Origin of the sequence: Rheinheimera sp. SA_1, assembly GCF_001669775.1 — a bacterium.
GTDB lineage: Bacteria > Pseudomonadota > Gammaproteobacteria > Enterobacterales > Alteromonadaceae > Pararheinheimera.
In genome coordinates this window covers 156,493-179,220 of record NZ_LXWK01000020.1, presented here as the reverse complement: position 1 = coordinate 179,220, position 22,728 = coordinate 156,493, and the positions used below count along the sequence as shown (strand labels likewise).

Annotated in this window: 16 protein-coding genes; 7 read left to right on the top strand and 9 right to left on the bottom strand. The window is 50.3% G+C overall.

Going from position 1 to position 22,728, the window contains the following annotated elements:
• Positions 1–59: 59 nt before the first annotated feature.
• Both A5320_RS20525 and uvrA read right to left on the bottom strand, forming a co-directional pair.
• On the bottom strand, positions 60–368 hold the full coding sequence (locus tag A5320_RS20525; protein WP_068069652.1) for a hypothetical protein: 309 nt from the start codon (positions 366–368) through the stop codon (positions 60–62).
• A gap of 93 nt (positions 369–461) precedes the next feature.
• The gene (gene uvrA / locus A5320_RS20520; RefSeq protein ID WP_068069708.1) at positions 462–3,299 is read right to left on the bottom strand and encodes an excinuclease ABC subunit UvrA; all 2,838 of its coding nucleotides are present in this window, start codon (positions 3,297–3,299) and stop codon (positions 462–464) included.
• Between the two features lie 417 nt (positions 3,300–3,716).
• Between uvrA and A5320_RS20515 the strand changes: the two genes are divergently transcribed.
• From A5320_RS20515 to A5320_RS22180, 4 genes are all read left to right on the top strand, one after another.
• A complete protein-coding gene (locus A5320_RS20515) occupies positions 3,717–4,841 on the top strand; it encodes a GGDEF domain-containing protein (RefSeq protein ID WP_068069650.1) in 1,125 nt (374 codons plus the stop codon).
• 366 nt (positions 4,842–5,207) lie between these two features.
• On the top strand, positions 5,208–5,603 hold the full coding sequence (locus tag A5320_RS20510) for a hypothetical protein (RefSeq protein WP_068069649.1): 396 nt from the start codon (positions 5,208–5,210) through the stop codon (positions 5,601–5,603).
• Positions 5,566–7,281 carry an MFS transporter gene (locus A5320_RS20505; RefSeq protein WP_082971950.1) on the top strand — a complete coding sequence of 572 codons (1,716 nt, stop codon included), beginning with the start codon at positions 5,566–5,568 and terminating at the stop codon, positions 7,279–7,281. The genes A5320_RS20510 and A5320_RS20505 overlap by 38 nt, the downstream gene beginning before the upstream one ends.
• Before the next feature lie 321 nt (positions 7,282–7,602).
• A complete protein-coding gene (locus A5320_RS22180; protein WP_068069646.1) occupies positions 7,603–8,250 on the top strand; it encodes a hypothetical protein in 648 nt (215 codons plus the stop codon).
• A gap of 148 nt (positions 8,251–8,398) precedes the next feature.
• Here the strand turns inward: A5320_RS22180 and A5320_RS20495 are convergent, their stop codons facing one another.
• A complete protein-coding gene (locus A5320_RS20495) occupies positions 8,399–9,379 on the bottom strand; it encodes a catalase family peroxidase (protein WP_068069644.1) in 981 nt (326 codons plus the stop codon).
• Between the two features lie 233 nt (positions 9,380–9,612).
• A complete protein-coding gene (locus tag A5320_RS20490; protein ID WP_197490230.1) occupies positions 9,613–10,506 on the bottom strand; it encodes an AraC family transcriptional regulator in 894 nt (297 codons plus the stop codon).
• 113 nt (positions 10,507–10,619) lie between these two features.
• On the opposite strand from A5320_RS20490, the gene A5320_RS20485 reads away from it, so the two are divergent.
• The 3 genes from A5320_RS20485 (at position 10,620) to A5320_RS20475 (ending at position 12,554) form a co-directional block, all read left to right on the top strand.
• The gene (locus tag A5320_RS20485; protein WP_082971948.1) at positions 10,620–11,225 is read left to right on the top strand and encodes an acyloxyacyl hydrolase; all 606 of its coding nucleotides are present in this window, start codon (positions 10,620–10,622) and stop codon (positions 11,223–11,225) included.
• Positions 11,226–11,246: 21 nt separating this feature from the next.
• A complete protein-coding gene (locus A5320_RS20480) occupies positions 11,247–11,591 on the top strand; it encodes a hypothetical protein (protein ID WP_068069642.1) in 345 nt (114 codons plus the stop codon).
• 198 nt (positions 11,592–11,789) lie between these two features.
• Complete coding sequence (locus A5320_RS20475; RefSeq protein ID WP_068069640.1) at positions 11,790–12,554, top strand: type 1 glutamine amidotransferase; 765 nt, start codon at positions 11,790–11,792, stop codon at positions 12,552–12,554.
• Positions 12,555–12,584: 30 nt separating this feature from the next.
• On the opposite strand, the gene A5320_RS21835 is transcribed toward A5320_RS20475, so the two are convergent.
• From A5320_RS21835 to A5320_RS20450, 5 genes are all read right to left on the bottom strand, one after another.
• Complete coding sequence (locus tag A5320_RS21835) at positions 12,585–15,353, bottom strand: endo-1,4-beta-xylanase (RefSeq protein WP_082971947.1); 2,769 nt, start codon at positions 15,351–15,353, stop codon at positions 12,585–12,587.
• Positions 15,350–18,259, bottom strand: coding sequence for a glycosyl hydrolase 115 family protein (locus tag A5320_RS20465; RefSeq protein WP_068069639.1), 2,910 nt, complete (start codon positions 18,257–18,259; stop codon positions 15,350–15,352). Before A5320_RS20465 ends, A5320_RS21835 begins: the two co-directional genes overlap by 4 nt.
• Entirely contained in the window at positions 18,256–20,016 is a 1,761-nt protein-coding gene (locus A5320_RS20460; RefSeq protein ID WP_082971946.1) for a glycoside hydrolase family 43 protein, read from the bottom strand. Before A5320_RS20460 ends, A5320_RS20465 begins: the two co-directional genes overlap by 4 nt.
• 188 nt (positions 20,017–20,204) lie before the next feature.
• Positions 20,205–20,945: a LytR/AlgR family response regulator transcription factor gene (locus tag A5320_RS20455; RefSeq protein ID WP_068069637.1), complete on the bottom strand. Its 741-nt coding sequence runs from the start codon at positions 20,943–20,945 to the stop codon at positions 20,205–20,207.
• The gene (locus tag A5320_RS20450; RefSeq protein ID WP_157606153.1) at positions 20,942–22,489 is read right to left on the bottom strand and encodes a sensor histidine kinase; all 1,548 of its coding nucleotides are present in this window, start codon (positions 22,487–22,489) and stop codon (positions 20,942–20,944) included. Before A5320_RS20450 ends, A5320_RS20455 begins: the two co-directional genes overlap by 4 nt.
• Positions 22,490–22,728 lie beyond the last annotated feature (239 nt).

The following is a 22,728-nucleotide window of genomic DNA, read 5'->3' as shown; positions in this document are numbered from 1 at the left end:
AAGAGTTGGAAGTGGCTGGTCTTTGGTAGGAGGCTACGAAGTCAGGTTGCGCTTTGTGTCTAGTCTTCCGGTCCCATACAGGTAAACACCAGGTGTTTGCGCATATCTTTGAGGATCACGCCTTTTTTCAACATCAAACCACTAAAACGCTTTTGCCAGATCAGCAGTTGGGGTTGGGCTGCGGCAAGGGCTTCATCTGTTGCAAACTGCAGACGCACCAGCAATGAAATTGGAAAAGCTTCATATTCCAGGCTAAACCAGCCCTGAACTGCGCCAGGTAGTTCGACGATAGCTTGTTGTTCCAGTGCTTCGACGGCTGAGAGCACGGCGGCTTGTTGTTTCAGTTGGACGGCTGAGAGTTTTTTCATAGGGGCTTCATCTGCTATATGTAAATTGTGGGGTCAGAGTCAATTGTTAACAGAAATCTGTTAACAATTGACTCTGACCCCTATATTAACAAATTACTTCGCCAGCAGCGGCTTCATATACTGGCCGGTATAAGATTTTTCGCAGGCCGCTACTTGCTCCGGGGTGCCGGCTATCAAAATTTCGCCGCCGCCGTTGCCGCCTTCCGGGCCTAAATCGACCACCCAGTCGGCAGTTTTCACTACGTCCAGGTTGTGCTCGATCACCACGATGGTGTTACCGGCGTCACGCAATTTATGCAGCACGTTGAGTAGCTGCTGAATGTCGTAAAAGTGCAGGCCGGTGGTTGGTTCATCGAGAATATATAACGTTTTGCCGGTGTCGCGTTTTGACAATTCGCGGGCCAGTTTCACCCGTTGTGCTTCGCCGCCAGACAAAGTAGTCGCCGATTGGCCGAGACGGATATAAGTTAAGCCAACGTCCATCAGGGTTTTCAGTTTGCGGGCAATGGCCGGAATGGCTTCAAAATAGCCATAAGCATCTTCGACCGTCATCTCCAGCACTTCGTGAATGTTTTTGCCTTTGTATTTTACTTCCAGCGTTTCACGGTTGTAACGCTTGCCTTTGCACACATCACAAGGCACATACACGTCCGGCAGGAAGTGCATTTCTACTTTGATCACGCCATCGCCCTGACAAGCTTCACAGCGGCCACCTTTGACGTTAAAGCTAAAACGGCCGACCTGATAACCGCGCGAGCGCGCTTCCTGGGTACCGGCGAATAAATCACGCACGGCAGTAAAAATGCCGGTGTAAGTGGCTGGGTTAGAGCGTGGCGTGCGACCGATTGGGCTTTGATCAATATCAACGCATTTATCAAAGTGCTCTAAACCTTCAATGGTGCGGTGTGGCGCCGGATCGTCACCTTCGCCTTTGTTCAGTACTTTATGCGCCACCCGAAATAGTGTGTCGTTAATCAGTGTCGATTTACCCGAGCCGGAGACGCCGGTAATACAGGTCATCACGCCAAATGGAATGGTTAAGTCGACGTTTTTCAGGTTATTGCCGGTTGCGCCTAACACCTTTAATTCTTTGCCTTTTTTTCCAACATGGCGTTTGTCCGGAATAGCAATTTTGCGTTTGCCGGACAAATACTGGCCGGTGAGCGAATCTTCGGCCGCTTCGATATCCGCCAAGGTGCCTTGTGCCACCACATAACCGCCATGCACACCGGCGCCAGGGCCAATGTCGATAATATGGTCAGCGAGGCGCACCGCATCTTCGTCGTGCTCGACCACGATCACCGTGTTACCGAGATTACGCAGGTGGGTAAGCGTGCCAAGTAAACGGTCGTTGTCGCGTTGGTGCAGGCCAATTGAAGGTTCGTCCAGCACGTACATCACGCCGACTAAACCAGCGCCGATTTGACTGGCGAGGCGGATGCGCTGCGCTTCACCGCCGGATAAGGTTTCGGCGCTGCGGGATAGGTTTAAATAGTTCAAACCAACGTTGACCAAAAACATCAGCCGGTCCTGAATTTCTTTCAGGATTTTTTCAGCAATTTGCGCGCGCTGACCGGTCAGGCTGAGCTTAGTGAAATACTGGTGGCAATCGCCAATCGACAGCTCAACGATTTGTGGCAAGGTGGTTTTACCAATAAACACATGGCGTGCTTCTTCGCGTAAGCGCGAACCGTTACACACCGGGCAACATTGGCTGGCCAGATATTTCGATAGTTCTTCACGTACTGCGTTGGATTCAGTGTCGTGATAACGCCGCTCCATGTTCGGCAAAATACCTTCAAATGGGTGTTTTCTAAGGACAATATCACCACGATCGTTCAGGTATTTAAACTCAATTTCTTTACGGCCACTGCCGCTTAAAATGGCTTGTTGATGTTCTTTTTTCAGACTATTAAAAGGCACGTCGACATCAAAACCATAATGCTCAGCCAGTGACTTTAACATCTGAAAATAATAAAAATTGCGTTTATCCCAGCCGCGGATGGCACCGGCGGATAAGCTGAGATCACTACTGACAATGACTTTGTTAGCGTCGAAATATTGTTTCACGCCAAGGCCATCACAAGCCTGACAGGCACCGGCCGGGTTATTAAACGAAAACAGTCGTGGCTCGAGTTCCGCCATCGAATAACCACATGTTGGGCAGGCAAAATTAGCAGAGAAAATCAGCTCGTCCGTGCTTTGACCTGGTTCCACATCCATCGGCGCCACTTTGGCGATGCCGCCGGACAGTTCCAACGCGGTTTCAAAACTTTCGGCGAGACGCTGCTTAATATCATCACGGACTTTAATCCGGTCGATGACCACTTCAATGGTGTGTTTTTTATGTAAATCGAGTTTTGGCGGATCAGATAAATCGCAAATTTCACCATTAATACGGGCACGGATATAACCTTGCGCAGCCAGGGTTTCCAGCGTTTTGACGTGTTCGCCTTTACGCTCCTGCACCACTGGCGCTAACACCATGAGCTTGGTGCCTTCAGGGAAGGCCACCACTTTGTCGACCATCTCGCTGATGGTTTGCGCAGCTAAAGGTAAATCGTGAGTCGGGCAACGTGGCTCGCCAACGCGGGCGAATAATAACCGCAGATAATCGTATATTTCGGTGATGGTACCGACGGTTGAACGCGGGTTATGCGAGGTGGACTTTTGCTCAATTGAAATCGCCGGCGATAAACCTTCAATATGATCAACATCCGGCTTTTCCATCAGACTTAAAAACTGCCGTGCATAGGCTGACAATGATTCAACATAACGGCGCTGACCTTCGGCGTAAAGCGTATCAAAAGCCAATGACGACTTGCCGGATCCGGACAAACCGGTGATTACGATGAGTTTGTCGCGCGGAATTTGCAGCGAAATGTTTTTTAAGTTGTGGGTGCGGGCACCGCGGATATCAATTTTGTCCATAACAGTCTCTGTGGCCTGGTTGAGCAGGCTGACGGAACAACAGGCGGCGGCTGCCACACTTTTCGAAATGCTTATTCAGCTTAATGTGTGTTCGATGGTTAAAATAAACCAAAGGCAAAGCCATTATGACAGCAGCGCATGATCAGATCAGTTGCAGGTGCCGATTATTTGCCAAACACTGTGCATCAGCACTACACATAAATACTGTATATAAACACATGCAATTTAGCAAGGTGGTAGACAGGACAAACTGCCACTGCAAACCCGTGTTCTAAGCAAATCGCGAGAGACGCGCCTGTGCTAAAGCTGGAACCATTTCAATTCTGAACCGAGCGTACCATTGACTGTCCCTTTTGTTGCGTTCGGTGTGACACAAGGCTAATCTGAGTTTATCCGCCGATTTTCTGTCCGGCCCTGATGACTGCAGAACAAATTTATAGCTTAGGTATGGCGCAGATTGGCGTGGTTTTTTTTCTCGCCAGTTTTCGTATTCATTTGCAGGTCCAACACCGGCAAAGCTTGTTATTACTGCAGTTATTATTCTTTTTTGATTCCCTCAGCTGGCTATTTTATGTCTGGCAAGATCAGCCGCTGGCGCTATTTTTATCCTGTGCAACCTCTTGTATCAACGTCTGGCTGGTGTTGGCATTCGCAATGCGCCGCGCAGGCTCAACGGTAAAGTGGCCATTGGTCATCAGCGGTATGTTGCTACATGCCTGCTACTACAGCTATTTTGCAGTACAGGGCCTGCAGGCATATGTGTTACATGGCCAAACGTTGTTTACGACCTTAGCGATAGCTCCAGTGTGCTGGTTATTTTGGTTTAAAAAACAGCCACGGACTTTTTCTGATCAACTTTATGTAGGCGCGATGCTGGTGTGGTTGCTGGTCTGTGCCAGTCGATCGGTATTGTTGCTGTTCGCACCAGAATGGCTGTTTTCCAGCCTGCTGGTGACTCAGGTGATTTGGCCCGGCGTGATGGTGGCATACGGCATTTTTGCCATTACCAGTTATATGGAAGAAACCGAATTAAAACTTAAAGGCGAAGCGCTGCACGACCCGCTGACAGGCTTGCTGAATCGGCGCGGCATGCTGGAATCTATTCGCGCTTGCTTGTCATATTTACAGCGAAAACAACAACATGCAGCGCTGTTGATGGTTGACTTAGATTTTTTTAAAAAGATTAACGATGCACACGGCCATGATGTCGGTGATCTGGTGTTGGTCGAAGTAGCGGATACTTTAGCTCTACAACTGCGGGAAAGTGATGTGCTGGCGCGCTTTGGTGGTGAAGAGTTTTTACTGTTTCTGCCACAAACTTCCACCGAACAGGCAAAATTGGTGGCAGAGCGGTTATTAGCGGCAGTCAATGCTATGCAGCTGGCTGTGCTGGCGCAAAGTTCGCAAAAGCTGTCGATCAGCATTGGCATCGCCAATTTTGGCCCGGATTACGACTTCGCCAGCCAGCTGAAACGCGCCGATCAGGCTTTGTACCGGGCCAAAGATTTGGGGCGTTGCCGGATTGAAATCGCGGCAGAGTGAATATACCCGTCATCCTTGAAGATTCGGGGTTGTTGCCTTCTCTCTCACCCGAGTCACATAGACAGCTATGCTCCTGGGGACTCGCTCGCTCGTCGCCTACCCGAATCTTCAATGATTTTGGGTATAGACGGCTGTGATCTCCTAAAATGGAAGTTGCAGACTTCACTTAAAAAAAGGCGTCAAAATACCGCTGAATAATATACCCGCCAAATCTACTAGTTAGAAAACACCAACATTTTGATATTTTTGTGATAAATGTAAACGCGCTGATTTTTTTAATGCGTTTTTTGATACCGTCATTCTGGTCGGAGGCTTCGTATTTCAAGCTATGACTGACGTGTTAAAACTACATTAAGGATTAATGTGATGCATTTATTGAAAATAGCTGCAAGCACTTTGATGCTTGTTTTTTCGCCACTAAGTTTGGCTGAGAGACATCAAGGTTTCTCAGATCCAAATATCGTTTTGACTAGTTCGATACCATCTTCGAAGATTTCGAATAAGCAAATGCTGGAGCGGTTTTTCAAAGACAATCCGGAAATCATTGCTGAAATTGAATATTTTCAGGAACAGGGTATCAATAACCTGAAATTTCAAATTCTTAATATTTCTCAGACGGTTTCCCGCGACACTGACGCTGAAACAGTGACGAGCAGTTGCACAGTCACCGGTAGTATTGGCGGATTGACAGTATCAGCCACAGCCAGTACCTGCACGGCCGCCTATGCGATGCTGCAGGAACTCGCTAAAATTCTACAGTAGTTCAAATCTGTGCCAGGCAGCGAATACTTCTTTGCTTGGCCTTCTCAGGCTCACTTACAATCATTCATTTTATTCAAATAGCCACAATAAAGACTTTGCCCGACTAACTTCAGATACGAAGTCAATTCAAGCGGGATTGACGCAAATATTCAGCGCAGAGTTGTTGGCTTTTGCAAACAGAACCAACATACCTGCGGCGAAACTGCTGTGCTACAATGCCGCCCTTTGTCGTCGGCCGCACTTCGGAATCTCAAGTTCAAATCCGCAGTCCACGGCGTTTTCATTTCGAGAATCATTGATGCAACATTTAACAGCACTGGAACGGCGCACCGCCATCTCGTTGGCGCTGGTGTTTGCTTTTCGGATGTTAGGTTTATTTATGCTGATCCCGGTGTTTGCCATTTATGGCAAAGACTTGATTGGCTTTTCGCCGTTATGGATCGGTCTGGCGATTGGCGCTTATGGTCTGACTCAGGCGATTTTACAAATTCCGATGGGCTGGTTATCGGACCGCTGGGGCCGTCATCAGGTGATGCTGTTGGGCCTGACGTTATTTGCAGTGGGTTCGGTGGTGTCGGCGCTGGCCGATTCAGTGTATATGGTCACTTTTGGCCGCGTGCTGCAGGGTATGGGCGCCATTTCCGGCGCGGTACTGGCGCTGGCCGCAGATTTAACCCGCGAAGAACAACGACCTAAAGTGATGGCCGTGATCGGCATGACCATCGGCCTGTCTTTTGCGGTGGCCATGGTCGCCGGGCCTTTGATTGCTGAAGCGGCTGGCCTTGCCGGCATATTCTGGTTTACCGCCGTGCTTGCGGTGACCGGGGTTTTAATTGTCACCTTTTTAGTGCCAAAAGCGGTGAATCAGGCTCGCGACAGCGAAGCTTTGGCCAAACCAGGTTTTTTAATTGATTTATTCCGGCATCGGCAATTATTACAACTTAATGCCGGCGTGATGATTTTACACTTACTGCTGACCGCCATATTTGTGGTGCTGCCACAGCAACTGATTGATCTGCATCTTGAATCGCCAGAGCATTGGCAGGTGTATTTGCCGGTGCTGGTCGCGGCTTTTGTGTTGATGGTGCCGCTGATGATCCTGGCGATGCGCCGTCAGCAGGAAAAAAGTTATTTTTTATTCGCGATTGGCTTGCTGATTGTAAGTTTATTGTTAATGATTAATGGCCAGCAGCTCAGCTGGACTGTTGCCGGTTTATTATTGTTTTTTGTTGGTTTTAACTATTTAGAAGCCAGCATGCCGGCCTTGGTTTCCCGTATTGCGCCAGCCGGTCAAAAAGGCACCGCCATGGGTATTTACGCTAGTGCGCAGTTTTTCGGCGCCTTCCTTGGTGGGGTGATCGGTGGCAGTATTGCCGGTTATTATGGACTGGTGATGGTATTTGCGGTGGCCGCCGGAATTGGTTTACTATGGCTGATTATTGCCAAAACCATGCAAGTGCCAGAGCGCGCGCAACGCTTGTCGTTTGCGGTGATGGTACCCGACGATCACACAGCCAGGCATTATGCTGAGCTACTCAGTCAGTTAACTGGCGTGCAGGAAGCCACGGTGGTGGTCGCTGAACAACGTTGTTATTTAAAGGTCGCCCAAGGCGCATTTAATCTGCAGCAGGCGCAGGATTTGCTGGCGACCGGCATAGTACCGGAACAAAAAGCCTGAGGGCTTTTGTGATAAAAGTTTGTCGCAGCAAAGATGTGGTACTACGTATGAGTTGGTGCTGCGAAAGGTTGACAGATTACCCAAGGTAAATGGTTGAAACGACTGCGTAGTTGACTCAGCTTGCACCAATACGATGTAGTGGTTGGTACCGGTGTAATATTTACACCCGATTAACGAATCCAAAAGAATTTACACACTGAACAGCTGTTGCTGGCGAATACACTGTGTTGTTTTCACAGGCAAAGCCGACGGCATCACGACCGGTCGGCGAAGACACAGCGGCAGCGCGTTTCAGTTCAATTAACAGAAGGTAGAGCAGCAATGGCAACAACGGTAACCGGCAAGTTAAATAAAGCCGCATCACAATTTCAGGCAGGTGAGTCCACAGGTTTTGGTTTGCGTTTAGGTGTGAAGTACTACGACCGCGAAAGTAAAACCGAACAATGGTGTAATTACGAAGCCGTGGTGTTTGCCAAAGCGCCGGCACAAATTCAGTTCTATCAGCAAGCACTGGTAGAAGGTGCAATTATCGAAGTTTCCGGTGACAAACAGCGTATCCGTCAGTTCCAGGGCGCCAATGGCTTAAACCTGTCGATTGAAATTCTGGATGCCCGGTTAGGTGCGGTGTTCTCACCACAACCAGGTACAATGCAAGGCCAGGCCCGCCCACAACAAGCGCCGCAACAAGGTTACAATCAGCCAGCAGCACCACAGGCCTACAATCAGGCCCCGCCGCAACCGGCTTATAATCAGGCGCCACCACAGCCTGCTTACAATCAACAGCCAGCGCAACCGGCTTATAATCAGGCACCGCCACAACCCGCCTACAACCAACAACCAGCCCAGCCTGCCTACAATCAGGCCCCGGCGCAGCAAGGTTTTAACCAGCCAGCCCAAGGTGGTTTTGGCCAGCAAAACCGCGCGCCGATGGAACCATCTATTGATTTTGATGACGATATTCCATTTTAATCGGCACCTTGGTTAGCTTTAGTTAATCATAGATATAAGCCTCTAATTTTAGAGGCTTTTTTGTTTATATCTTGTGTTGAGGCAAATTATTCAGATGTGGTTATGTGTACATTTTTAAATTGTTAACCATCAACTGGTTTTTCTGAAATCACAGCCTGCGGCCATAACTCACTGCATAAGCTGCGGGTCGGAACTGTAATACCGGATCTGCACTTGCAACAATGCCTTTCGGCAGAATTAATGGGTTAAACATTTGTTTATCAAGTTGGGTCACGTCAGCAGGTATTGAATCCAGCTTTATGGTCCCAAGCTCAACGATGGTACGATCATCCGGCCAGGTCTGGCTGCCGTCCAATAAAGCGTCGCCATGATTTGGCAGCTGAGCTTGCAATAAGAATTCGACCGGTGCAGCAATGACCCGTGTTTGGATCTCGCTCATTAATACATCCGCCGTCGCTTTTTCCGCATCTGGATCAGCCATATGCTTGATGCCAGCTTTCGGCACAATTCTATAGCGGAAATATTGTTGCTTACCGTTCAGATCTTCAAAAATGAAACTATTGACGCCGAAAAAAGGCTGATTCGCAAAACTCATCGGAACTGGTTTGGGATCCTTGGCAAAGGTTGCCGCAGCTGGATGAGCAGCCATAAATTTGTCTAATGCTGTGGGTTTTGTCGTTTCAGTGGGGGCGTTTTTGATCGCAGTCAACAACTCGAGGAACTGTTCAGGCTTGCTCACCGGAAAGCCGTTATAGGAAATACTGACAATGTCGGTGAAACTGCGATCAGGAAGGTTAAACCGAATCGCCATGCCGTAAGGTCGCGCATGTGGTGATGCATCCGGCAATGTTGGAACGCCTGTACCTGTGGAAAACCTTACGACCACTGGCACCGCCGTCTGAAAATGCGGAGCTGCACTCAATTTTTTAGCTTCGGTACCTGGGGTGAAAGTTCCTGCGACAAATGTACCCTTGGCATGGTTTGCACGGAACCCTTTATGCGGCCCTTGCGCCAGTTCAGTCATGGTATCAACGGTCTTTGTGGCGATAATTCCAATATCTTGTGCTATTGCAGTTACGCTACAAACTAGAAGTGTACAGATAGATAACAACATTGCTTTATGGTTCATGAGTTCTCCTCATCAGCTTTGTTATTTAAATGAATACTGCCTAATTGCGTAAATTAGCTTAGCTTAATCCTGGCAAAAATCGAACAGAAGCGGGCATCAAATCCAGAGCATCGGGCGCCTAAACCGTGGGCTGCTTGACCGATAGCAACAGCCTTATCTGCTAGGGGGGCGAACCACCAAGTTGTTTCCCTACCGCTGTCATTGACCCCTATTTAATTACCTATCCGTTTGCCTTAAGCCGCATGCGGACTCATGCCATGCAACCACTCTTTTGGGGTTTGGCCAAACCGGCTGCGAAAGACTCTGTGAAAGGCTGCGACACTTTGGTAGCCGACCGCTGGCGCCACCTGTTTCAGTGACTCACCAGCCAGTAGTTGTTTACGGGCCAGCGTCAGTCGCCACTGGGTCAGATAATCATTAGGTGTACATCCCACCACTTTCCGAAAATGTTCGGCGAATCTGGCGCGGGACATGCCGGCTTCTTGCGCCATTTGTTCTAAATCCCAATCCAGTTGCGGTTGTTTGTGTAAGGCGTTAAACACCAGCGCTAACTTGCGATCGGCCAAACCTGCCATCAGCCCGGATTGCGGTGGATTATCGCTTAGAATATGTCGCAGCAATAAAATAAGCAGGTACTCAGTTAAGCGGTTTACCGCCGCTTCCCGGCCACAGTACATGGCGGTGTTCTCGCGCCAGATCATCTGGATCAGTTCGCGTAACGAGCTGCAGGCAGAAAGCGGAATGACTTTAATGGCTGGTAATGCCGTCAGAATAGGATTTCCTGCGACCTGTCCGGCATCGATCGTCGCGCAATACAGCTGCAGACTGTCAGGCGCCAGACTTTTAAAACTATGGGCATCGCCCCGTGGCAGATAAATTAAACAAGGTTCGACAATCGCGATCTCTTGTTGATCCAGCAAGATACTGCCGCTGCCACTTTCGACCAGATGCAAATAAGATTGGTCTCCTTTCGGGCAAAACGAGGATTGATCGCAGCTTTTACCATGGAAATGCAGCGCGGCTTTGGGCGAAAAATGCGCCAGCAGCGGCGTCAGTCGATCGACATGCGGCTGCGTTGACGACGGCTCAATCGAGCACCCTGAGGTTTTGTCTAGTATCCCGTTCATCGCTCCTCCTTTTGGAAAATTGGCACGTTCTGCAATAATTTTAGCACTAAATGTTGCCATTAGTTCCAGATAATAGCACTCCAACGCATCAATGCAATCAATTGGAGTTCAAAATGTCCGCTTTTACACCACTTAACGCATGGCTTTGGCGCAAACCTTTGTTGCAAGGCTTGTTCGCCATCATGCTGCTGGTAGGGTTGCCGCAACCGCTGCAGGCTGCGCCACAACACAGCATGGCAACGCAACCACGGCATCAGCTGCATGTCGCTTATGTGCAGGGCGAAGGTGATGTGCAAGGGCTGAAAGTTGCGGTGCAACGTGAGTCAGCATTTTTTACCCAGCATCTGCAGGACTATGGATTCGCGGGCACGGTAAGTTTTGAAATGAGCGCCAACTTCTGGCGCTTTGGTCCTGAAAACGATACTGACCAGAATGTGGTGCTGGCCGTCTCGCCGGTACTGACCTTCTCGCTCGGTAAAGTCTTTGAACAAGAGCTGCTGGCTGAGTTTGGCATCGGCGTGTCCTTGCTGGACGATACCACTTTCGCCGGCAAAAACGTCAGTACCCACTATCAGTTTGAAGACCGCCTGGGGCTGATTTATCGGCTGAATCACGAAGATTCCATCAGTTTACGGTATCTGCACTATTCCAACGCCGGCTTTAAAAAACCGAATCCTGGCCTCGACTTTATCGCGCTTGGCTACAGCCGGGCTTTCTAAACCCATTCAACGGAGTACGTGATGAAACAACTTTATCTGATATTGCTGCTGGTAACACTCAGCATCCCGTTCAGCAGCGCGCAACAATCCATGGTGATGAAACAGCAATCGGCTGCAGACAACATCGCTGTGATGCTGCAACAGATTGATCTGGTGTTAGCGAAAAGGCAGACTGAAAAGCTACCTGTTTCCTGGGTTGAAGCGGAAGACGAATGGCAGAAGCTGTTTGCTGATGAACCCACACCAGGTCTGAACAAAATCTACAATCAACTGCAGGTCAGCTACTTAGTGTACCGGCAAAACCAGGATGTCAGCATGTTGCGACAAGACATCGCGGCTGCACTCGAAGCGCTGGGGTATCAATGACATTCAAGATAAACAAGGATATAGCGGCTATTGCAAACAAAGTTTCAAGCGATGCGCTTTCCTGCAGCTGATTGGCCAAAATCAGCGGTTGTCAGCTAAAAAATTACGATCCCTTTATTGTTCCCGCCATTAATTTTACAGCGTTTTTGCAGTGACTTTTTCTATCATAGGGTCGTGTTTATTACCCGGACATTCACCATGTTGAGTCAGTTTAAACCCATCGCTATCTGTCAGCACGACGCGACCCAAGGCCCAGCCTATTTACAAACGTATCTGGATTTATGGCAGTTGCCCTCTCAGATATTTGCCATTGATCAGGGGGAAGCACCGCCAGTCAGCAGTAAAGATTACAGCGCGGTGGTGCTACTTGGGTCAAATGCCAGTGTCAATGACGCTAACTTGTGGATTCGACAGGAAGAAATCTTAGTCCAGGATGCGCTAAACCGACATCGACCTATACTTGGGCATTGTTTTGGCGGGCAGCTGCTGGCAAAAGTATTGGGGGCACAAGTTCGCCCCAATGCAGTGCCACAAATTGGCTGGGATCCAGTGCGGGTGACGGCTTTTCCGGAAGCGCGACAATGGTTTGGTGCACAGCAGGAGCTGAATCTGTTTCACTGGCATTTTGAAACTTTTCAGATCCCAAGAGGGGCTAAGCGATTGTTGTTTGGCAGTTATTGCCTGAACAAAGCGTTTTCATTCGGCCCGCATCTGGGATTGCAATCGCATCTGGAGGTCACCGCCGACAGTGTCAAAGCCTGGTGTCAGCAAGACCGGCAAGCCTTGTTAAAGCACCAACATTTTCATTCAGTGCAAACTGAAGCTGATATTTTGCACAACTTGCCCGCCAAAGTAGCAACCTTGCATCAAGCCGCCAATTACACCTACCGACAATGGTTACAACAAATTCCGGATTTCCGGGCTGGTCTGGCGCGGGAACCTGTTCCGGCATTTTCGTTATAAAACAGTGTTCTGCAGTGGTAGATCTGCCTGCTATAGCATCTGCTGTGACAATGCTGCCGTCACATACACCAAAGGTGCGTTCCAGTTAATCGCTACTTCATTGGTGGCGTAACTGCACCAGTCGTCCAGATAAGTCGTCGCTGGTTGAGTGCCGGCAGCGGGTAAAGTACCGTAATAGGTGCACTTATCCTGCTTGCCTGGCTGCGCACCACCCACAAGCCAACCGGGTATCGGCGCCTGGACGGCATCTGCTGCCGAAGGGCGATGATGGATATTCAGTGGACTATGTTGGCCAAAGCCGGTGACATAAGACAGCTGCAGCGGATTACGGCCTAGTACGTAATCCAGCAACCCTTGCATTGCTTGTTGTAGTTCAGGTTGCGGGGCGATTTTCCAGGCCTGATACAACAAGATGGCTTTGTTCATCGCCACCGCATTGCTGCCCCAGACAAAATCATTTTTGCTCATCGCTACCTGATAGGCCGAAGCCTGATGTTCGGCCATAATTTGCGTCGCAGCTTGCTGGATGGCTTGCTGCACTTTTTTTCGAAGTGCAGGCTCAAGCTGTGTAGCAGATGCCAAAGCAAAATAACCCAGCGCACCAACATTGGCCCAGGACGCTGCTTTAATCGGTGTTTCCAGCGCCAGCAGTGGCTGTAGATAGCTCCGGTCGTTGGTTAACAAATACAGTTCGGCGCCAGCCCAGGCCCATTCATCGGCCAGTTGTTTGTCGCCGTAAGCGCCGGTGCTGACGTCCTTTGGCTGCTGATAAATGCTGTCTGGATGTTGCTTTGCCCACTGCCAGGCGAGCAGCGCTTGCTGACGATACTGCTGCGAAAGACCGGGCAGCTGAGTTTCAAATTCGGTGAAAGTGCGACTGGCTTTGGCCATTACTGCTGCGAAATTCAGTGCCGCCGCCGTAGTTTTTTGCACCACATAACGCTGTGCTGTGACTTGATCCGGCATTAGGGTGCCGGAAAAATTCAGTTCGGTCAGCTTGTGATAAACCCCACCATCGTTTGGATCTTGCATCGCGCTTAACCACTGCAGATTCCACAAGGTTTCATCAAGAATATCCGGTAAGTCGTTGGTCGATTCCGGAATATTCCAGCTTCTGTCGCGATAAAAATCAGCAAAGTCCTGCCAGGCCTGCAACAGAGTGAAACTGGTAATACCGGAATTAACCACGTATTTGTTGTAATCACCAGCGTCATACCAGCCTTTGGCGGCGCTGAGCTCAAAACCAGCCGGACGATGGTCGGATGCAGCTGAAGCGTGCACCTGAATTTGCGTGTCGGGATGACCCGCGGCACGCGCCCAAGGCCCGGCAAATCTTGGCTCCAGCGCCATCGAGGCGCGGTTAAAATAATAAGCTTTGACCGCAGCATCATGCAGTTGGGCATAAGGTTCTGCGGCAATCTCGACGGTGATTGGGGTTAATCCAGCCACCTCAACCTGATAACGCCCTTGGGTTGTTAAGGTCGAAAAGTCGGCGATACTGACCCATTCACCTGATTCCGGCCAAAACTTAGCCGCCGAACTTTGGCCTTGCAGCACCGTTTTGCCGCTGCTTTGGTTGTTGACTTGAAACGGCACCGCCTGCCGCCCCGGCACCACCAGCAATTTTTGCGCATGTGGTGCAAAACCGAGCTGATTTACTTTCGGCTTGGCTGAGGCTTGAGTTTCTGCCAGTTTGATCAGTGCGCTCAATAGCGGTTTGGCTTGCAGCTTGCGATCAAACAGCAGCGGGTAATCGGTACGACCGCGCATTGGAAAGTTATTGCGCCAGCTTTGGCCATCATCTAAACCCCAAAACGTCACCCGGTCTAGTTTTTGCTGCTGGCGCAATAACAGCGAAAACAGATCCAGATACCGTTGTTGCCAGGCCTGTTCGACGGTTTTTGGTAAGCCATCGCGATAAGGATTCAGCTGTTGTTGCAGTTCCTGATGCTGACTGATATCGGCGCCTGGTGTCATGCCAGGCGGAAACGGTAGTACTGAAATTTCCAGTTCGGTCAGCATTACGTCGAGGCCGGTGGCAGCAAAGGCGTTGATCGAGTCTTCTACTTCCTGCAATTTGGGCGAATCAAGGCCATAATGCGCTTGCTCGCCAATTGCATGAATAGGTACATTTTTTTGCTGCAGTTGCTGGATGATCCGCAGCACCCCGGCGCGTTTTTCCAGTTTATACAGGTTGTAGTCGTTGTAATAGAGTTTGGCTTTGGGGTCGACCTTATGCACCAGCGCAAAAGTGGTGGCAATGTAATCATCACCCAGAATTTTTCGCCACGGCGTATCGCGCAGACTGCCATCTTCATTCAGCGCTTCATTCACTACATCCCAGCCATGTACCCGACCTTGGTAACGACCGACCACAGTTTGGATATGCTTTTTTAATCTGGCGAGTAACAAAGCTTGGCTGGCTGGTTTACCATCCGGGCCTTGAAACACCCAGTCCGGGGTTTGTTCATGCCACAGGATCGTATGGCCGACCAGCCACATCCGATGTTGTTCAGCAAAAGCCACCAGCTGATCGGCAGCTTCGAACACAAAGTTGCCTTCAGTCGGTTGGATTTCCTCCCATTTCATCAGGTTTTCGGCGGTCAGGCTGTTAAAGTGCTGCGCGATTAAATCTCGTTGGTTTTGGTTAGATGGCTGAAGTTGCGCCAGACTCACCGCAGTGCCGATATGGAAAAACGGCTGATAGGCCTGCTGTAACGAGGGTGCAGCAGTGGCCTGGACTGCCTGACTTAACAGCAAGGCAATTCCGAATAGCATCGATGCCAACTTTAAATTCATTCTGAACTCCCAACATAAGGACTTTGCAATGGCCCCAGATAACTAGGCCGTAAACCGCCGGTATCGAGGAGCAGCTTTTGTAGCACCAGTGCCGGATCAACCAGATAAATCCGCAGTTTATGTGCTCCGGCCTGGTTAAACTGCAATGGAATTTGCACTGTGCGTACGCCGTCCAGCACTGCTTGCTGCCAGGCTTGGTTGCTGCGATCTTTAAGCGTGTCGATTAACTGTGGCGGCTGGTCATTCAGGGCTACTGCAAAGCGCAGACCACGACCCGGTACTACATCCAGAGTCGGTGCAATGATCACATGCAGAGTAAAAGTGCCGGCTTGATTGAGCAACAAAGGGTACTCCAATGCTGCCGATTGCTGAATTGCTACTTGCGTGCTGCCGACCTGATAATTCAGTTCGGTCATCGCCGCCATTGCCGCATCACCCCGACCAAGACCTGGCACTTTTTGCCACCAGCGTTTGGAATTGTTCGCCAATACTTTGCCGCTTGCTGCATCTATCGCAATATAACCATCGGCATCAACAAAACCATGACCTGCCAACGCCGCGGTTTTGTGCGCTGTCACCTTAATTTTGGCGCCGCCCCAACCGGTGCCCTGCACATGCACTTCACCGACATTTTCACCGGCTTCGGCTTTGTCCCAATCAATAGACACCGCGATAGTTTGCTGTTCGCTGACACTGCCACTTTGTTGGCTTAAGGTGATCCAGGGCTTGGAGGCTGTGGCTTTAAATTCAAAAGGTGTGGTGCCTTTGTTAAATATTTCCAGCTGACGCTCACGCTGACCCTGCGGATAAAACGGTAATAAACTGAGGTTTTTGCCCTGATATTCACTGATCGGCCACGACAACGGCGAACCTTCAGCCATCACGCCCATATCGGCTACCGGTTGCGGTGTCGCGACGGCCACCACCGGCATTAAATTCGCATCTGGATTGCGCCAATAGGTGTAACCCAAATGCGGCTGCGACATCATATGGTTCCAACGACCGTTGCCCAATTTGTGATAAAGGTCGGTGAGTCTGGCATCTTCATCAAACCAGAATTTTACCTGCGCCGCCCAATAGTTGGTGCTGGCGCGGCCTTGCTCGCCATGTAAACGATTCATCGCCAGCGCGCGATTGTGTTCAAACATCGCCCGACTGGCTTTGAGCGGATGCGACACCAACTGCACATAAGCATCGCGCTGCCTGTCTGCCAACAACGGTTCCAGCGCATCGGACGCCGCCACTAATTCCGCCAGTTCAGCGCTGACGCGCTCTGCTTCGCCATAATGGAAAATACTGTAGGTATCAGGTTCCACCGCTTCGGGTTTACGCCGGCCATTATGGTGCGTATAGCCTTGCAGCAGCCGCGCTATGGTGTCGGCATGTTCAGGCTTTAGCGGCGCGCCAAACTGCTGCGCCGCCCAGTTGCTGGCAAATTGCTGCAGATTATCGGCGTTAAAGTTGGTGGGATCCCAGGCCATGCGCAGGAAAAAGTCGGTTGGAAGTTCCATTGGTTTTAAATCACCAACATTCACTATCCAAATCCTGTCAGCCTGAAATTGCCAGGCCAAATTCATTTGCTCCCAGATTTTCGCCAGCGGTACTGTGTTGATCCAGCGGTATTCCCGCGGATTGCCAACATAATCAAAATGATAATAAACTCCGGCGCCACCTTGGCGGCTACGTTCGTCTTTGGTCGGTAACCTTCTGATATTGCCAAAATTATCATCGGCCCACAGCAAAGTGACATCGTCTGGCACCCGCATGCCACGCTCATAAAAACCCTGCACTTCTTTATACAGCGCCCAGACTTGCGGAATATCGCTGACTGGCCGATCTTTGAAAGTATCTTGCAGAATTTGCCGTTGATCGGCGACGATTTGTTCCAGCAAGCCGATATTCTCACCTTCACTCATCGGCTCATCTTCTTGCCCGCGCATGCCCAGGGTAAAGATACTTTCCAGTTGTTGGTGGCGCTTGGCGCCTTCTTGCCAAAACTTGTAGATGTTGTCGCGATTACTGGAATATTCCCACGGCCCTTTGCCATAACGATTCCATTCTTTGTCGGCGCGCAGCATCGGCTCGTGGTGGCTATTACTCATCACAATGCCCATTTCATCAGCCAGCAGCATGTTTTGCGGGTCATCATCAGCAAAGGCGTTATTCCACATCGCGGGCCATAAAAAGTTAGCTTTGAGGCGCAGTAACAACTCAAATACATGCTGATAAAACTGATGGTTATAGTTGCCGAATTTTTCCGCCACCCAGTTGCTGAGCGCCGGATGTTCGTCATTCAGGAAAATGCCACGATATTTTACTTTCGGCGCATCTGTGATGAAGGTGCCAGCTTTGATATAAAGGCTCGGGTTTTTGGCGACCGGTACATCGGCCCACCAGTGCCAGGGCGACACGCCGATGGTTTCGGCCAAATCATAAACGCCAAAAATAGCACCTCGTTTATCGCTGCCGGCAATCACCAGCGCTTGCTCGACACCCGGCAGCGGGTTTTGCAGCAACTGAATTTGATAAGCTTCCCAGCGACCGGTAATGGCGCTGACATCCAGTTTGCCTTGGCTGATTAACTGATCCAACAGCGCGCTTTTTCCCAGGCTGCCGATGATCACAAGGTTGGTTGTCTTGGATTTGCTGCCGGACTGTAACTTGCGGCCGCTAACATTCTGAATATCCTGCTGCAGACTTTTGACCGCACGCTGCAGACCCGGATAGTCTGCAGCGTCGATATAAATGTCCGCCTGTTGTTTGGCCGCCACCAGCGGGAAATCACTGGCAGCGGGTGTAGCTTTCACCAAATAATCGCCCGGTAGCGCCAGCGTGCTAAAACTGCATATCAACCAGCAAAAAACGCTGAATATAGTCGCTAACGCTCGCGAACGTCGCCGAATCATTCAGTTTTTCCTGAGCTCGTGGTCGGGATTTCCTGACGGCTATACAAACCCAGCATCGTGCCGACAAAACCAGTGGCGACCTGGGTGCTGAGCAGTTTGCCATCTTGCACTGGGCCAAGAGCTTGCCATTCGCCATTGTCCACCGCGTAATAAAAGCTGATTTGCCCGGCCTGACCGCTGATTTTGAGTTTTACACTGGCAGCAGCTGGCAAGTTTTGGCTCAGTAACTGTTTTGGTGCAGCGCCTGCTGCTTGCTCCAGAAAGACCTGGGTTTGGTCGGCTTGTTGGCGGACACCCAGATAATAGTGATATTGCTCATTCTGAAAGGCCACCATACCCGCAGATATTCCAGCAGCCGGTACCTGCAACTGGGTGCTGCTTTCATAATGCATATGTTGTTGGCGACGCGATACAAATGCCGGTTGTAACATGCTATCGAGGCCCGCTGGTTTCGCCTGGATTTGCAGCTTGTCGTCATCAAGCTTTAACCAGCTTTGATCAAATTCGCGCAGCAAGTTCCACTGAATATCCAGCTCTGGGCTGCTGAATTCATCACGCCAGTTAAAATTGCCGGTCAGTGGTGATGGTGGCAGTTTGCCTGGTATTGCTGCCGCTACGGCTGGGGTTGTGCTCACTTTTGGCACCGCCGGACGATACGGAATAGTTTCACCTTGTTTTAAAATCAGCGGCCAGCCATCAGCCCAGCTCACTGGCAGCACAAAGGTCTCGCGGCCACTGTTAAAGTAGATTTGATCATAAGTGCGCGCTGCCAAAAATACCGCCCACCAATCGCCATCCGGGGTTTGTACAAAGTCGGCATGGCCAGCGGTGGTGACAGGGTCTGGCCGGTCAGCCGCTAAATCGCGTTGGGTCAGAATAGGGTTGACGGTGTGCGGTACAAAAGGCTCGTTCAGGCTTTTGCTGCGGAAAATCACCGCTGAATGCTGGTCGGCAGTGCCGCCTTCAGCGCAGAGTAAATAATACCAGCCGTCGACTTTATACAGGTGCGGCGCTTCAATCCAAATCGGTTTGGTTGAAAGGTCAACGCCACCATTCACCAGTAATTTTTTCGATTCTGGCAGCACTTTTTTGGCGATCGGATCATATTCCCACAACCAAATGCCCTTGTGACCTTCATACAACTGCCCGCCAGGGACATCACCGTTATGAGCGATATACACCTTGCCATCGTCATCAAAAAAGATATCCGGATCAATACCTTCAATTTCCGGCAACCAGATTGGGTCTGACCATGGCCCGGCCGGATCGGTAGCGGTCAGAATAAAATTACCACCCCGGTCGACCACTGTGGTGATGAGGTAAAAAGTGCCCTGATGGTAACGCATCGTCGGCGCGAAAATGCCACGCGAGACCTGTAAACCAGCAAAATCCATCTGCGTGGGGCGGGTTAAGGCGTAGCTGAGCAAAGTCCAGTTCACCAAATCGCGGCTATGTAAAATCGGTAAGCCCGGCGCATAAGTAAAAGAAGATGCCACCATGTAATAGTCATCACCACGGCGGGTAATGCTTGGATCCGGATAAAAGCCGGCCAGCACCGGGTTCTGGAAAGTACCGGCCGGCAAAGGTGCGGCGAATATCGGGTCCTTGCCCTGATAATCAAACCAGTCAAAGCTGGCGACTGGCGCAGCTTGAATGTCAGAACCAGCTGACACCGGCGCCGCAGCTTGCTGTGCTGGCTGACAACCGCTTAATAACAAACCTAAAACCAAGGCGGCGCATTGAGATCCATGGTGCATGATCGGTGACTCCTGTTCAGAAAATTGGCAAAAGCGGTCAGAAAAACCACAAGTCAGCCATTAAACGGATAAATGCCATCCGCATCAACGGCCTGCGGTTTATGAAAATCGGGAAGGCTTGTGCGTTTTTTCAAAGCAGTGGCTATTAAAGGAAATAACGGGAAATAGCGACACGCATCCGAATTTGGTTATCTACCGGCCAAAATCGCGCGGGCGTTGTCTTTGTAAGCCTCGCCAATTTTAATCTGTAGAAGATCTGCCAGCTGCACTTTGTGGCTGTCGACCGCAATCACCTGCTGTTTATTAACCAAAAACGACTTATGTACCTGCACAAAACCGGCGTTTTCACACTGGGTATGAATCTGTTTTAAGGTCGAATTGACCAGCGTCATCTGCCCGCTTTGCCAGACTTTGACGTAATTGCCATAAGCTTCAAAGCAGCTGATCCGCGCCAGTTCAAATTTACGCAGTTCGCGTTCGACTTTTAGCACAATAAAACAGGCTGCGATTGGAGGCACAGCTTGCGGTAACTCCGGCTGCGCACCAGCTGCAAGTAAAGTCCGTGCTAACTGACGCCGCCGTACTTTCTCCAGCGCCTGTTGCAGTCGCTCGGCACTGATTGGTTTGAGCAAATAATCGGTCACATCCAGCGCAAAACCATCTAACGCATATTCGGCGTAAGCACTGGTAATAATCACCTGCGGCGGGGTGGCCAACACTTTGAGCATATCCAGGCCGGTCAACACCGGCATTTGGATATCCAGCAACATCAGATCAATTGGCTGATGCGCCAGCACCGCCAGTGCTTCGGCGGCGTTGTAACATTGCGCTACCACTTGCACTGTGGGTTCAGCGGCCAAATGATGCAATAACACCTGATGCGCCAACGGTTCATCGTCGACAATCAGCAGCTGTAATGGTTGACTCATCCCATCTCCAAATTCAGTTGCAGCTCTGCCCGCCAGCTCGCGCCATCCGGCTGACTATGCAGCATAAAATCCGCACCGTAATACAACTCTAATCGCCGCCGCAGGTTGTCTAGTCCCAGACCGCCGTCGCTCGCAGCTGTCGCCGAAGCTGGCCTGCTGTTGTCACAGCGAAAATACAGCTTTTGTCCCTTTACCTCAGCCGACAAGCGGATCCAGCTGGGTTCGTTCGAATTTTCGACACCATGTTTATAGGCATTTTCGACCAACATGATCAATAACAAAGGGGGCAGTAGCAAAGGCGGCAGCTGTAGTTGATTCAAGTCATCCGGGAAATGAACCTCGAGCCGGGTCTTATTGCTGACCCTAAGCTGCTGCAGCGCCAGATAATGCTGTAGATAATCGAGTTCTTGCTGCAGCGTCACCCGGGTCTGCTGACCTTGATACACCACATATCGCAATAAATCCGCCAGCTGCAAAATCAGCGTCGGCGCGCTATCAGATTTCATCAGGCACAGCGCATATAGGTTATTAAGCGTATTGAACAAAAAATGCGGATTAATTTGTTGTTGCAACAACTGCAATTCAGTCTGAACTTGCTGGTGCTGAATATGCGCCAGCGTGCTTTCCTGCTGCTGCCTGTCAAAAGCCAGGATCAACGGCGTGGTGAATAACCACTGAAATAACATAAAGTTAAAGTTGTACCAATCAAAAGGGTTGGGCCCGCCGCCCGGTAACGCTGGCACTGCCACCTGATTCATTGGCAGTTGCAGCAACAGCGCAGATAACAGCGGATAACTCAATAACATCAATGTCAGACTGACCAGCACAAAAGGCAATAAACCATATTTCGCCAGCACCTGCCGTATGAGCCAATAACGGGTGAGCCAATAGCATAACCACATCGTTGCGGCTAACACACTGAATTGACACAGATAACTTAGGAATAATCCGGGGTGTTGCCATAGTCGTTGCCAGTTGACCTGAACTGGGATCGGTTGCCCGGCAAAACCGGGTGGATGCGACACCAGCAATAATGCCCAGGTGATGGTCCAGGCCAGCAGCAGCAAGATCAACACCGCGTCCAATGACAACAACCATTGCCAACGCGTACGTCCACCTTGTTGCAGCTTATGCTGGTAACTAAGCTGGTAAAAAAAATGCAGCCAATACAACAGCGAGAATCCAGCCGCCAACAACCAATCACTGAAGCTGACCGCTGGTGCAAGATTCGTCAGCACCATCAGCGTCGGATAAACCAGCATGCCGGTAACCCACAACCCCAATACCAAGCCTTTGGTCAGACGGGATGGACTTCGCTGCAGGTGCAACCAGCTGAGCAATCCCTGCGCCAATAACAACGGCAGAAATTGCAAAAACAGCAATCCGGTATTCGGCCAGAATAACGCGCTATCCGCCAGCTGCAGTTCCATCTGCGGTTGCAACGCCGCCCATAACCACACCAGCAGCACCGGCAATAGCGGAAACAGGGCTTCAGCTTTAAGCGCAGTTGTTAATGTCAGTGCTTTGGGTTGCTTGATGGCCAAATTCGATGACTCGGAAATAACAATCTGCTTATGCTGCCTGTGTTGTGGCGGCTTGTCATCTGCCGGCGGACAAAACCTGAGTTTGCGCTGATGAAACGGCAATAGCTGCGACCCGTTTGACCAGGATCGGCTGTTTTACCCACGCGGCATCCATCAAATCTTACTCACCAAGCTAGCCACCCTTGTTGGTCATGCCAAGTAGCAGCTTGGTCATTCGTCGCTTGAGGCACATCAGGCAG

Coding starts and splice junctions, on each gene's coding strand:
- A5320_RS20505 (WP_082971950.1), top strand. CDS start 5,566: ATGCGATGCTGCAGGAACTCGCTAAAATTCTACAGTAGTTCAAATCTG.
- A5320_RS21835 (WP_082971947.1), bottom strand. CDS start 15,353: ATGAATTTAAAGTTGGCATCGATGCTATTCGGAATTGCCTTGCTGTTA.
- A5320_RS20475 (WP_068069640.1), top strand. CDS start 11,790: ATGTTGAGTCAGTTTAAACCCATCGCTATCTGTCAGCACGACGCGACC.
- A5320_RS20460 (WP_082971946.1), bottom strand. CDS start 20,016: ATGCACCATGGATCTCAATGCGCCGCCTTGGTTTTAGGTTTGTTATTA.
- A5320_RS20465 (WP_068069639.1), bottom strand. CDS start 18,259: ATGATTCGGCGACGTTCGCGAGCGTTAGCGACTATATTCAGCGTTTTT.
- A5320_RS22180 (WP_068069646.1), top strand. CDS start 7,603: ATGGCAACAACGGTAACCGGCAAGTTAAATAAAGCCGCATCACAATTT.
- A5320_RS20510 (WP_068069649.1), top strand. CDS start 5,208: ATGCATTTATTGAAAATAGCTGCAAGCACTTTGATGCTTGTTTTTTCG.
- A5320_RS20485 (WP_082971948.1), top strand. CDS start 10,620: ATGTCCGCTTTTACACCACTTAACGCATGGCTTTGGCGCAAACCTTTG.
- A5320_RS20525 (WP_068069652.1), bottom strand. CDS start 368: ATGAAAAAACTCTCAGCCGTCCAACTGAAACAACAAGCCGCCGTGCTC.
- A5320_RS20515 (WP_068069650.1), top strand. CDS start 3,717: ATGACTGCAGAACAAATTTATAGCTTAGGTATGGCGCAGATTGGCGTG.
- A5320_RS20480 (WP_068069642.1), top strand. CDS start 11,247: ATGAAACAACTTTATCTGATATTGCTGCTGGTAACACTCAGCATCCCG.
- A5320_RS20490 (WP_197490230.1), bottom strand. CDS start 10,506: ATGAACGGGATACTAGACAAAACCTCAGGGTGCTCGATTGAGCCGTCG.
- A5320_RS20455 (WP_068069637.1), bottom strand. CDS start 20,945: ATGAGTCAACCATTACAGCTGCTGATTGTCGACGATGAACCGTTGGCG.
- A5320_RS20495 (WP_068069644.1), bottom strand. CDS start 9,379: ATGAACCATAAAGCAATGTTGTTATCTATCTGTACACTTCTAGTTTGT.
- uvrA (WP_068069708.1), bottom strand. CDS start 3,299: ATGGACAAAATTGATATCCGCGGTGCCCGCACCCACAACTTAAAAAAC.